The 12179-nt window shown below is 61.1% G+C and carries 9 protein-coding genes; 1 reads left to right on the top strand and 8 read right to left on the bottom strand.

All coding sequences use genetic code 11. The annotated features are described in order from the left end of the window. Positions 1-199: 199 nt before the first annotated feature. On the bottom strand, positions 200-1747 hold the full coding sequence (locus CAG44_RS25875) for a PLP-dependent aminotransferase family protein (RefSeq protein WP_085693319.1): 1548 nt from the start codon (positions 1745-1747) through the stop codon (positions 200-202). 78 nt (positions 1748-1825) lie between these two features. Between CAG44_RS25875 and CAG44_RS25870 the strand changes: the two genes are divergently transcribed. Continuing rightward, positions 1826-3502: an NAD(P)H dependent flavin oxidoreductase family protein gene (locus CAG44_RS25870; protein WP_139833499.1), complete on the top strand. Its 1677-nt coding sequence runs from the start codon at positions 1826-1828 to the stop codon at positions 3500-3502. 151 nt (positions 3503-3653) lie between these two features. On the opposite strand, the gene dapA is transcribed toward CAG44_RS25870, so the two are convergent. From dapA to CAG44_RS25840, 7 genes are all read right to left on the bottom strand, one after another. Continuing rightward, the gene (gene dapA, locus CAG44_RS25865) at positions 3654-4520 is read right to left on the bottom strand and encodes a 4-hydroxy-tetrahydrodipicolinate synthase (protein WP_085693315.1); all 867 of its coding nucleotides are present in this window, start codon (positions 4518-4520) and stop codon (positions 3654-3656) included. A gap of 121 nt (positions 4521-4641) precedes the next feature. Beyond that, entirely contained in the window at positions 4642-4794 is a 153-nt protein-coding gene (locus CAG44_RS28870) for a hypothetical protein (RefSeq protein WP_158091089.1), read from the bottom strand. A 103-nt stretch (positions 4795-4897) separates the two neighbouring features. After that, positions 4898-5155 carry a PAAR domain-containing protein gene (locus CAG44_RS25860; RefSeq protein WP_025339593.1) on the bottom strand — a complete coding sequence of 86 codons (258 nt, stop codon included), beginning with the start codon at positions 5153-5155 and terminating at the stop codon, positions 4898-4900. Beyond that, complete coding sequence (locus CAG44_RS29385) at positions 5152-5964, bottom strand: DUF6708 domain-containing protein (RefSeq protein WP_371858033.1); 813 nt, start codon at positions 5962-5964, stop codon at positions 5152-5154. The genes CAG44_RS25860 and CAG44_RS29385 overlap by 4 nt, the downstream gene beginning before the upstream one ends. Then, positions 5961-9179: a T6SS effector BTH_I2691 family protein gene (locus tag CAG44_RS25850; protein WP_085693313.1), complete on the bottom strand. Its 3219-nt coding sequence runs from the start codon at positions 9177-9179 to the stop codon at positions 5961-5963. Before CAG44_RS25850 ends, CAG44_RS29385 begins: the two co-directional genes overlap by 4 nt. Then, positions 9176-10099, bottom strand: coding sequence for a hypothetical protein (locus tag CAG44_RS25845; RefSeq protein WP_085693311.1), 924 nt, complete (start codon positions 10097-10099; stop codon positions 9176-9178). Before CAG44_RS25845 ends, CAG44_RS25850 begins: the two co-directional genes overlap by 4 nt. Further along, the gene (locus tag CAG44_RS25840; protein WP_085693309.1) at positions 10099-12177 is read right to left on the bottom strand and encodes a type VI secretion system Vgr family protein; all 2079 of its coding nucleotides are present in this window, start codon (positions 12175-12177) and stop codon (positions 10099-10101) included. The genes CAG44_RS25845 and CAG44_RS25840 overlap by 1 nt, the downstream gene beginning before the upstream one ends. Positions 12178-12179 lie beyond the last annotated feature (2 nt).

The following is a 12179-nucleotide window of genomic DNA, read 5'->3' as shown; positions in this document are numbered from 1 at the left end:
AAGGGGTGGGGCGAGTTCTCCCACGGTCTGTACTGCTGTGAACAGTCAGATTCGGCTTTTTCGTCCCACCACCCCTTCGAGTATCACCATACAAGCGGCTTTAGCCGCGAACACCGGCTCAGCCGGTGCCATGCACCGCGTTGGATTCTTCGCGGCTAAAGCCACACAGGGTACGCGGACCGCTTGCGAATTCAGTTCTCTACTCGACAGCGCAGCCCAAAGGGCTGGGTGATCGCCCGCAGGGATTGCGCTGGACCGATGTTGCAATCGCCTTCGCCGCTTGCGCCAAACGTTGTGTAGCCAGCCGGATTTCATCCATGTCCAGCGAGGCGAAACCGAGGCGCAGGGCATTTTCCGCATGACCAAACGGCGAAAACTGCCGGCCACTGCGTACCACCAGGTCCAACTCCAACGCCTTGCCAACCAACTGATCCACATCGATCCCGTCAGCAAACCTCACCCACAGTGCCAGCCCACCTTCCGGCTCGCGCACGGTTACCTGCTCGCCAAAGGCATCGTGCAAGCAAGCCAACAGGGTCTCTCGACGCCGGCGATACTCCCGGGCAACCCTACGCAAGTGCTTTTTCAGCTCGCCATCATTGATCAAGTCCGCCAGCATCTGCTGCATCACCGCATCGCCCTGCCCCAGTGTCAGCGTCGCCCTGCGTTCGAGCGCCACGGCCACCTCCGCCGGCGCCACGATGAAACTGCAACGGAACGTACTGCCCAGGGACTTGGACAATGAGCCAATGTAGATCACGTGCCGCTGCTGACGGTCGCTGGCCAGCGGCAGGTAAGGCCGCCCGGCGAAGTGGTACTCATGGTCGTAGTCTTCCTCGACCACGCAAAAGTCATGCTGCCGCGCCAGCTCCAGCAGCTGCTGTCGGCGCCCGGCAGGCAGGCTGACCGTGGTCGGGAACTGGTGATGGGGAGTGATGTACAGCATGCGCACCTGGTGCAGCCGGCAAAGTGCATCGATCTGCTCGACCCGGCAGCCCTCGTCATCCAGGTCCACGGTGACCAGCCGGGCGCCCAGCTGGCGGAAGATCTCCCACGCGGGCGGATAGCTCAGGCGTTCGATCAGCACAACGTCACCGGGCTTGAGCAGCACGCTGGCCACCAGGTACAGCGACATCTGCACGCCCTGGGTCAGGCAGATATGCTCGGCGCCAACGTTCAGGCTGCGATTGTGCCGCAGCATGTCGGCCAAGGCGCTGCGCAGGGAGTGGCTGCTGCACGCGCTGCCATGGCGCACGGTATTGGCGGCAAAGCTGTTGCGCAAGGCATTACGGTAATAACGGTGCAGAACGGTCTGCGGCAGCAGGCGGTGGTCACAGGCGCCGTTGTCGAAGAAAAGCGCACCCGGCCGATCCTGCTGCGCGGCAGCCTGTTCGTTGGCCGCGAAGTAGGCAACGGCAGGCTCCTCCTGTAGCACCAGGGCAAAGGGCTGCGCTGCGTCGGGCTCGGCCAGGGTGCCAGCCGCCAGCTGCCGACTGACGAAGGTGCCACGGCGCTGCACGCTTTCCAGCCAGCCCTTGGTCTCGGCTTCCTCGTAGGCGAGGATCACCGTCTTGCGATTGACGTTCAGCAGTTGCGCCATTTCCCGCGTGCCAGGCAACGGCGTGCCGGGGCGCAGGCGGCCCTCGGAGATCGCGGCTACCAGGCCCTCGACGATCTGCCTGTACGAAGCCTGCGGCTGCGCCCCGTCGAGCTTGAGCAGCGGCTGCCATTTGCGAAGCTGGACCATGTGAATTAACCGAAACTGGAGGTTCTACTGGTCCTGGACTATAGCAACAATCGAACCTCCACTTGCCCCGAGGTGCCCATGCAGAACCGCCACGTCATTGAATTGTCGCCCTCGGGCAAAACCTTCGACGCCAGCCAGGAGCTGCTGCTCGATGCCATGCTCGCCAGCGGCCTGCCGGTGCCCTTCTCATGCCGCCGCGGCGCCTGCGGGTCGTGCAAGGTCAAGGTGGTGTCGGGGCAGTATCGGGACAAGCAGCGGACGGCAGACATGCCCGCGCCCTGCTACCCCCTCGCCGCCGACGAAATGTTGCTGTGCCAGAGCCACGCCTGCAGCGACATGCGCCTGGAAATCCCCGGCTGGTCCCTGGAAACCCAGGCGCTGGAAATCCACGCGCAGGTTCATGGCAAACGCGAACTGAGCGCCGATATCATCGAACTGGTGCTGCAGCCTGCACAGCCGTTGGCGGTACGGGCTGGCCAGTACGTACGCTTTCGGCTCGACAACGGCAACAGCCGCTGTTTTTCCATCGCCAACCTGCCCGCCCAGGACCAGGGGCAACTGGTGTTTCACATCCGCAAGGTAAGCGGCGGCCTGTTTACCGAACGCCTGCTGCCAACCCTGCAAGCAGGTGACAGCTTGAAACTTGAAGGGCCGGTGGGTGCCTGCACCTGGCAGCACGAGGACCAGCGGCCCCTGGTGCTGTTCGCCACTGGCACAGGTTACGCCGGCATCAAGCCATTGCTGCTGACCGCCCTGGCAGGTGATGCCGAGGTCACGTTGTACTGGGGCGGCAGATCGGACGCCGACTTCTATGACCGTGAGTTTCTCGACCAGGCCAGCCGTGCACACGCTCACTTTCGCTGGCACCCGGTGCTGTCGGACCAGGCGCGCGTGCAGCAGGTGGCGCTGGCCCAGGCCCATCGCTGGGCCGACACCCAGGTCTATGCCTGCGGCAATGCCACGATGATCAGCCAGGTTCGCGAGCAGTGCCTCGCAGCAGGCCTGCAGCCCCATCGTTTTGTCGCGGAGGCTTTCGTTGCCAGCGGCGCACTGGCGCCCGAGGCTTCAACAGCCAACCCATTGCACCCGGAGCTGGAAAAAGTCGGCCCGCGCTACTCGCTGGACGGCATGCTCGCTGCCCGCGAGCAGTCGGTACGGGCCGTGACAGCGATCGCCAGCCAGCTGAAAGTCGGCATGACCACCGCCCAGGCGCTGGAGATGGCCGGGCAAACCTTGCAGGCGATGGGCGCATCGCACACCTGGCACCCGACCTACATCCGCTTTGGCGACGACACCGTGCGCACGCCGCGCCAAGGCATAGATCTGCAACGTGTATTACGTAACACGGATATCGTCGTGGTCGATGTCGGCCCGGTATGGGATGGCTATGAGGGCGACTATGGCGACACCTTCGTGTTCGGCCAGCACGAGCTGCACCACGCCTGCGTCAAGGCACTGCATGAAGTGTTCGACGAAACCCGCCAGGCCTGGGGCCGTGGCCTGACCGGGCGCGAACTGTACGACTTCGCCGAGCGCAGTGCCCAGGCAAAAGGCTGGCAGCTGGAGCGCAATCTGGCCGGGCATCGCATCGCCGACTTCCCGCATGTGCTGTATGGGCAGGACAAACTGGCCGAGGTGGAAATCGTCCCGAGCGAAGTGGTGTGGGTGCTGGAGATCCAGTTGTGCCACCCTACCGAGCCGGTCGGGGCGTTTTTCGAAGACATCCTGATTGGCGAGGCCAGGCCGCTTTCATAGATTCAGAAGCAAGCGATCCGCGTACCCTGTGGGAGCGGCTTTAGCCGCGAAGAATCCAACGCGCTGCATGGCACCGGCTGCGCCGGTGTTCGCGGCTAAAGCCGCTCCCACAGGGGCCCTGCTGATTCAATGAGTTATGTGCCGTTCTATCTCAAGCACCGAGCGAATCCAGCACGCCTTGCAGCTTGCCCCGGGTCATCTCGGTGCACGGCTGCATGGGCTCTCGCAGTTCATCGCTCATCAACCCCTGTAGCTGCAAGGCCGCCTTGACCACAGCCGGGTTGGCCTCGGCAAAGGCCATCTTCATCCACGGCAGCAACTGGTAGAACGTGCCGCGCGCGGCTACCCAGTCGCCATGGTCGACCTGCTGCAGCATGCGCACGTACAGGTCGGCGCGTACATGCGCCGAAGCCGAAATGGCCCCTGCGCCACCCAGGCACAGGTTGTTGAAGATCTGCATGTCCTCACCGGCCAGCACCTGGGCATGGCCGTCCTGGATCAGGGCCATGGTGGTCTCGCTGTCACCGCCGCAGTCCTTCACCGCCGCGATGCGCGGGTGGCGCACGATGCGCCGCAGGGTTTCACGCTCGATGCGTACCCCGGTGCGGTAGGGGATGTCGTAGACGATCACCGGCACGCTGGCGGCATCCGCCACGGTGCTGAAGAACGCCTCGATGCCGGCCTGCGAAGGCCGGATGTAGCACGGTGCAGGGACCAGCAGCCCGCCAATGTCACGCCGCTGGATTTCAGCCTGGAAGGCCAACAGCTCGCGCAGGTTGTAGCCCGACAGGCCCATCACCACCCTGCCCGGCTCCACCCAGGCCAGCACAGCGTCCAGTACGGCCAGTTGCTCGGCCTTGGACAGCGCCGCTGCCTCGCCCGTGGTACCGCATACCACAAAACCGGCCACACCCTCTTCGAGCAGCTTCTTCACCAGTTTTTCCAGGGCGGCGAAGTCGATTTCATTGGCGCGCATTGGCGTGACGAGGGCGATCCAGATACCACGGAAATTCGACATGCAAAAACTCCTGATGTTGACCGAAAGTCAGCGTCAGCAGGGCGAAGAGTCGAAGTGGTCTGGCAGGGATACCTGGCGCCTTCTGTCTCGTCAGCCCACCTGACGAGACAGCGCGCCTCGGTCAGATGAGCGGCTGTTTCTTGGATTTCTTGGCAACGGCAACGCACGCGCCTGCCTGGGCGATGAAGCCCGAAGCGAAAATGGCGTGGTTGGAAGTGGACATGCCGGCAAGCCCGTTGCGTGGATATGGCTGGATAATGGTGGCGCGGCGCACTCGGTGTCAACACCGAGATAGCAAACCCATCCGGCTGCGCTGGTGTTCACTGCCAAAGCCGCACAGAGATCTGTGGGCCCGATCTTGTACAAGAGGTATTTGATCAATCCAGCATCCACCCAGCATCACCCTCCTCCAGCACACCACCGTGATCCGTCCGGTCACCTTTACGCGCCACGGCCGCGCCCTCGACCAGGAAATGCTCAGCCCCGCTCTCGATCACGGCGCCGCACGTGGTCCGATCCCCCACCCTGGCAACCGCCCTGCCATTGAAGGTGTACGTGGCACTGCCGCTTTCTACCTGGTTGATGCCATGCAGCGGGCAGACATGTCGATGGCCTACCAGTACGACAGGGTTCATTGGGCTTCTCCTTCTGATGGCCCGGTACGAGATTCACGGTCCATGTCCTCCGGCCAATGAACCTTGGGTGCCAGGCAATGCATGTGGCTGAGGCCATCGTCATCGTTCCAGTCACGGGGTGGGTGCACGAACTTCGGCAGGGCTTCGGGGCCTTGCTGCATGAATAGCCGGGCGATCGCCCAGTAGGCTTCGCCGTGATACAGGTCGTGGGTGAAGAAGACGCGGTCGATGACTTCGTTGGTTTCCGGGTTGCGGACGGACAGCATGACGTTTTCGATCAGCCCACCGTGGCCAGGGGCGTAGACTCGGTAGACTTCGGCGGTTACATCGTCCCAGTTGTAGGCGACCGGTTTGACGCCCCAGTGTTTGCGGCTGAAGATGAAGATGCGGTCATATCGAAACTCATAAATGTATATCTTTTGGCGGAGTCGATTGAAGCGAATTGGCTCATCTCTAGGCGTAACCAGATCAAGTCTGACATAGGGAATCAAAGCCCATAGTATTGCCGGAGGAAAAATTATTGATATGTTTATTAGCCAATCGCGCTGCCAACCGTCATGCAAAAGACCCCAGTAGAGGCAAAGCGTCAATCCCAGAATAAAAATCAACCCCGGAATCCCAACTAAAAATATGACACCTCGGAGGATAATGCTACTCCGAGGTAACTCGAGATAAACATCATCGAGGTAGTTGGGCGACGGTTTGACACTTGCCCACACTTCCCGCCACTTTGGCACGTCATCTACCTTGGGAAGGTCATGACTCCAGCCTAAAGCGCGCTCCCACAGAACTTTACCATCACGCTTCACTCGTTAATCTCCCTGGCACAAATCTCAATATACCCACCTGGCAAGCTCCGATCCGGCCAGTACATCACCAACAGCGTAGCTGCCAGTATCGTGTGGTTTCCTATAGTTGCCATGAGCGATATCGAGCCAGAAATTTCTAACTGACTGAGCCCCGCAGGGTAAGGTTTTCGCTTCTCGCTGATTGAATAATTGCGGTCGTGGTCGGGTATTCGCGGCGATGTAAAGCTGGAAAATGAAGAGGACGGTGAGAGAGGCTCTTCAGAGTTTGCAAAGAAATTGCCCGAAGCAATAGTTTCCCCGCCAACGTAATCAGGGTGATGGCCATCACCGTGACGATGCACGATCAATTTCCAGTGATATCCCGAAGAACGCTCGTCGTACATAGGCAAAGCGATCAAGAATTTTAGCTCCCTCATTATTTTGACACTAATCAAGCCACCTATTTTCGGAAGACCTGGATCAGTTGCCAAGTGCGACTCAAAGTGCAACTTCGCCTGCACCCCTAACGTGGCAGCATTGAGTTCGGCAAAAGCGATATCCGCATGTTCTGGAGAATTCCAATGAATGCTCGGCTTTTCGTCTGCCTTTCCAAAGCAGCACCGCCTTACCCAGCGTTCCAAATCAGTTGATTCGTTTTTCTCAGCCCGTTTGCTTAGTTGATAAGCAGCAAGCGTGAGGGCTATCGCCAATCCCAGCGGGCCGAAAAATAACGGGTTGAGTACTGCGACTCCGAATGCGATAGTTCCAGCAGCATAAAAAACGGCTGAAGTTAGATGTTGGTAGTACGCTACTTCATCACCCGCAGCGGCGGTGCGCCTCATGGCATTGATTGCTTGAGCCGTATCAAAGACCCCTGCAACCACACTTACCAAAGCACCAAGCCTTATCAAGGCCTCCCCTGTGGCTGCTACACCCTTTGCCCGTGCCAAATTCAGTGGACCAGCGCTTGATCTCAAAATGAGCCCAACCAACTCGATTTGCCCTCCCAACACGCCCAATTGAGATCCTTGCAACGCCAACTTGGCCTCAAACGCCTTGGGCCCAATCTCCGTTTCCGCCTTGTCCTGATTTCTGCCCAGGCTGTCCTGCTGCAGATACAACCCGCCTATCGCCAGCAGGACCTCCCAGCTGCCAGCGATCCCGCGCAACCCGGAAAAACCGGTTCTAACCAATCGGGCCGCCTGCTGCGTCGTGATCTTCATCCCCTGCAACAACCTGCGCGCATCGGTTTCCAACGTCCCCGCTGCCACCGAGATATCCACTAGGGCAAGCTGTGCCGCGCTGCTCGCCTGGGTTACGCCCATGCTGGCTTCCTGGAACAACCGCCCATGCACCTCTTCAGCCTTGCCCTCGACCCACACCGTCACGCTGATCATCGAATTGGTGAACCGCGGGTCAAGCACGGCCAGGCTCATCAGCCCATGCTGGATGATCGGCCGCACCTTGCGCATGGCCTTCATCGAACCAAACTCGAAGTCATCGATATTGCGGCGCATCCGGTCCCGCGCCTCGGCGATCGACGCGTTGGCCTTGTGCTGCAACTCCCGGAGGTGGGCGCTCTGCAAGGCGTAGTACTCGCCCAGCTTCATCTTCACTTCCAGCTCGATCAGGTGCACGCCGTTGTAAAGAAACTGCGTGGCGCTGTTCAGATGCCGCACGGCCTTCTGAATGCCAGGCGACAGGCATGGCGCCAGCCGCTGACTGGCCGCATTGAGTGCGCCCTGTGTTTCAGCAATGGCCTGCTTGAGGGTATTGCGCATGCGCAAGCCGGCGTCATCGCTGGCGATGATCTTGCTCAGCATGCCGTAGAGCTTGTCGCTGTCGTTCCAGTTGATCGCTTCTGGGGCGGAGAAACTGGGCAGCAGCCCGGCCAGCAGAGAGCGATCCCGCATCAACAACGCGCGGTAGGGCGGGCTGTCCGGGTCCTTTAGCCATTTCAACCAGAGCAGTTCGCTGGTGCCGGAAGCGGGAACATGCGGTTCAAGGCGGGGGACGACAGCATCCGTAACGCCGCCACCCAGGCACAGGGCCATGCTCTTGGCGTAGGCCACCCCGGACTCGCGATCGTTACCGTCGTAGTCGTACGCCTCGGCCACCTTGAACATGGGCGTATCGAACAAGGCAACATACGCCCTTGTGTCCTTGTCGATGTAACGCTGAAACTCGCGCTCCTGCTGCTCATATTCAGCTTGGAACGCGGCCCGCTGCGGTTCGTGGTAGCGCTCTTCAAGCCGCTCGTCACTCTCCTGCTGTGCACGCTCGACCAATAGCTGCTGCTCGACTGCCGGGTCGGTGAACACCGGCGGCCCATCGCCCGTCATCGGTTCCAGCGACGGCACCTTCTGCGCCGCCCATTCCCTGTGCGTGGCACGAATGATCTGCAGGATCTGCGAGGTCTGCAGCTGATAAGCCCGCATCGGTTCTTCACGCCAGGCCTGACGCTTCAGTACCCAGTTCAGGCGCTGATGGTTGTACTCCTGAATCAGCCCGACAGTGTCGTCGAGCACCACTGCCAGCACGCCGTTTTCCAGCTGGTGCCGGTTGATCGCATTGACCAGATACCCTCGCAGGGCGAACCGGCGCAACCAGCGGCTATGGAAGCCATGTGCACTGTCGAAGGGGGCGCAGCCATGCTGGGCGTACTCGAATACCTGCTGGTCGACCCCAAGCTTATCGGGCGTCATGGCGATGCCCAGCAGTTCGGGATTGTTGCGTGCCTGAATCAGGTCCAGGCCCTCGAAGCGATGCGCAGGCGACGCGCCGCTCTTGTAGGCGTTCAGCACGCTCACCGGCCAAGGATCGCTGGAGAAAGCCAGCCAGGCGCTGGCGTACCTGCTGGTATCGATGTTGAGAAAGGCCGAAGGAATATCGTGATCTGCGTTCACGCATTTTTCGGGCAGCGGAGAAGGCGGGCCATCTGGCGGCTCATAAGGGTTGAAGCGGCGCAGATGGCCTTGCTCGCTGACGGCATAGGCATGCCAGACCTGCTGGTCGAGCAGCACATAGAGGAAGCCCATGCGCAAAGTGCGCAAGCCGATCTTTGTCGAGATATGCCGGTTATCCGCCACGGTGGAAACACACTCGGGGCGGGTATCGGGCACCAGGGCGCGGCGCAGCGGCAGGATAGGCAGGCCCTGGCGCTCGCAGAACATGCACTGGTCGTGCGGCAGCCCGGCTTCGGCGATCGCGAGGGCAATACGTTGGCTGATGGTCATGAGCGACTCTCGGATTTCGGCAGGCATTCGATCAGTTGGCGCCATTGCGCCTCGGAGTAGCGGGCGAGCAATGCGGCAAGAGGCGCCTGACCTCTGGCCGCTGTGTCGATCATTTCGCCCACCGCAGGTACGGTGTGCAGCCTGGGGTGAATGCACAGGTGATGGAGAGCGAAGGCCACGATGTCCTCCATCTCACTCAGGCCCAACCTGCGTGCATCATCGACATGGTTCGAAGCACGCACCGCAGCAAACGGTGGAATCTGACACTGATTGATGTGCTGCGAACCCGCCCGCAACACTCTCCAGGTAGCCAGCACACGTTCGATCAGCCCCACGTCATCCTGAATTCGCCGCGCAGGGGTCGGCAAAGGGTGTCGCTGCCCGCTCTGCCCTTTCAGGCTTGCCAACCGCCCACCGCTACTCAGGAACAACCAGTCACTGATCGGCCACCATGGGCCTTGTTCAAGCCGCTCGAACGTCGCCGCAAGCAACTCCAGACGGACGGGTTCATAGACCGGGTAGCAGCCAAATTCCCGATTGGAATCGGGTAGCCGACACAAGGCCGTGAGATGGGACGCGACAGCGGCCGAAGGCGCCTCACTGAACAGCCAGCCACACAGGTAACGCCGTTGCTGAAACAACGCCCTCTGCGCTGCTCGGGCGGTCAGTTCCAGCAAACGGCGACTGGGAACGGTGCCGGGCGAAGCCAGGCAGACCAGTACGGGATGCAGTTGGGGGGCATTGGCCAGGTCGGCCCGGTGCACACGGGTCAATGCCTGCTCACCCAGGGCATTGCGCAGCGGGGCAAGCACGGCGTGGTCGCCATCGTGAGCAGTCGCAAGCGGGTCTATCAGCACATGGCAGTACAAGTGCGCCCCATGATGGCTTTCGATGAGCCTGGCCAGGTTATCGGTGCGCATCAGACCTTGGCCTCGCACTTTTTGCTGGCGTCAGGCGTAAGCGAGAGTGGCTGGCTGTTTCCAGCCCCTGACGCAGCCGCACTGGTTTGCCCCAGCAGGTCGAGTTTCAGCCCGTTGATGGTGATGCCCTGCCCATCCAGCACAATGCTGCCGCCCGCGGTTCTGAACTCGATGCGCTCACTGGCGCGCAGCTGATAGATCGTCGTATGTTGCTCCATGCCCTGCCCGACGGTGACCTTTTGCGCACCTTTGACGACAAGCTCGGCGTCCTTTCCGACAAAGGCCTGGTGATTGGCCCCTGTTGATTCGCTACGGTCGTTGCCTACTTTCTCGATCAGGTCATGCTTGATATCTACACGGCAGTTTTGCCCAATGAGCTGGGTATGGTCGCCCCCCGTTTCCTGGCGGAAGTCATGGCCGATATTCAAGTGCTCATCATTGCCGACCTGCTCGACACGATTACGCCCCACACGCGTGGTCTCGTCATTGCCGACTACATTGTTCTGGTCCCGCTGGGCATGGATGAACACTTCTTCCTTGCCGAGTTCGTCCTCGAAGCGCAGCTCGTTGAAACCATCGCCCTTGTGGGTCTGGCTCTTGATGGTCATGCGCGTCTTGTGTTCGGGCAGGTCGTACGGCGGCAGCTGGTCGCCGCAATAGGTACGCCCGGTGATCATCGGCTGGTCGGGGTCGGCGTTGACGTACTGGACGATCACGTCCTGGCCGATGCGCGGGATGGCCATCGAGCCCCAGCTGCCGCCTGCCCAGCCTTGTGACACGCGTACCCAGCAGGAGCTGAACTCGTTGTTCTCGCTCTCCCGGTCCCAGGGGAAGCTCACCTTGACCCGGCCCCACTCGTCGCAGTAGATCTCTTCCCCGGGCGGCCCGACGACCGTGGCCATGTGCGGGCCGTCGATGCGTGGCTTGGGCAATGGCGCCGGACGCCATTCGATCCGGCCGGGCACAAGGACGGCTTCCTGCGAGTAGCGTGTCCCTTGTTCGGCCCCGGCAGCTTCTTCTTGCAGGCTGGTGAATTGGCTGCCCTCGTGATGTACACGCATCACACGCCAATGGGCGTTGAGGTCTTTGCGCGGGTGCTCGACGAGGGTGAAGCTCAGCCCCGGTTGCAGGCGTACATCATCGCCCTCGACTTCGGCAATACGGGCGTCATGGCGCAGGGCCGTCAGGCGGGTAGCAGTAAAGGGTACACCGACCGCATCGCGCTTGTAGCGGCCGGGGTAATCGAAGCGCTCATAGTCCCGGGACTGATGGGTAATGCTACTGTCACCTGCGCGGTGTTCCTGCCGGTACTGCGGGTTGGTGAAGGTGTAGTCCCGCTGCACCTGGCGTGCAGTGCGCACCTGTTCGCTGTAACGCAGGCGGCGCAGGCAAGGCCTGGCCTGGTCGCCACCGCTGTTGGCGCGGTACAGCACCTGGTCGGGACCGATGTCGTCTTCGTCGAAGAAGTCCTCATCCTCGTCGTCGGCCTCGAGCGCGCTTCGGCTGATCTGCCCCAACGCCAGCAGTCGGTCGGTGATGACCAACAGGTGGTGTTTCGGCGTGTGCTCGAAGCGATAGACGAAACCCTCTTCACCCGCCAGGCGGGCGATGAAGTCGAGGTCCGTTTCACCGGCCTGTACGCAGAACTCGCGCACCTGATGCTCGCCCATGCTCTTGATTTCGAAACGGGCAATACCCTGGCGCTTGAGCATCAATTCGAGAATCTGCGGCACGGTCTTCTGCTGGAAGATGCGCCAGTTCGAACGCAAGCCGGCACGGGCCAGCACGGGCTCGACCAGGGCGCGGTAACGGGTGCGATAGAACCCCGTCTCACCCTGGCTGAAACTGCTGACCAGGCCGTGCACATAGCGCAGGGGGCGCTCACCGCGCCAGATCGTGAACAGCACTGGTTTGTCGAGCAACTGGCCGAAGTCGACCTCGTCTTCAAAACTGATCAGTTCCAGTTTCAGCTGGAACGGTGAGCTGATCATTTCGTCGAGTTCGAACGAAACCACTTCGAAGTCAATCTGGCCAGCCAGCGGCTGGAAGGTGAAACGCAAGTCGGATTGGCTAGGCATGC

The organism is Pseudomonas sp. B13(2017) (assembly GCF_002113245.1).
GTDB classification, from domain to species: Bacteria; Pseudomonadota; Gammaproteobacteria; order Pseudomonadales; family Pseudomonadaceae; genus Aquipseudomonas; species Aquipseudomonas putida_Z.
Note: the sequence above shows the minus strand (reverse complement) of the source record. Positions and strands in the feature narration are given on the sequence as shown.

Coding starts and splice junctions, on each gene's coding strand:
- CAG44_RS25840 (WP_085693309.1), bottom strand. CDS start 12,177: ATGCCTAGCCAATCCGACTTGCGTTTCACCTTCCAGCCGCTGGCTGGC.
- CAG44_RS25850 (WP_085693313.1), bottom strand. CDS start 9,179: ATGACCATCAGCCAACGTATTGCCCTCGCGATCGCCGAAGCCGGGCTG.
- CAG44_RS25875 (WP_085693319.1), bottom strand. CDS start 1,747: ATGGTCCAGCTTCGCAAATGGCAGCCGCTGCTCAAGCTCGACGGGGCG.
- CAG44_RS25860 (WP_025339593.1), bottom strand. CDS start 5,155: ATGAACCCTGTCGTACTGGTAGGCCATCGACATGTCTGCCCGCTGCAT.
- dapA (WP_085693315.1), bottom strand. CDS start 4,520: ATGTCGAATTTCCGTGGTATCTGGATCGCCCTCGTCACGCCAATGCGC.
- CAG44_RS25845 (WP_085693311.1), bottom strand. CDS start 10,099: ATGCGCACCGATAACCTGGCCAGGCTCATCGAAAGCCATCATGGGGCG.
- CAG44_RS25870 (WP_139833499.1), top strand. CDS start 1,826: ATGCAGAACCGCCACGTCATTGAATTGTCGCCCTCGGGCAAAACCTTC.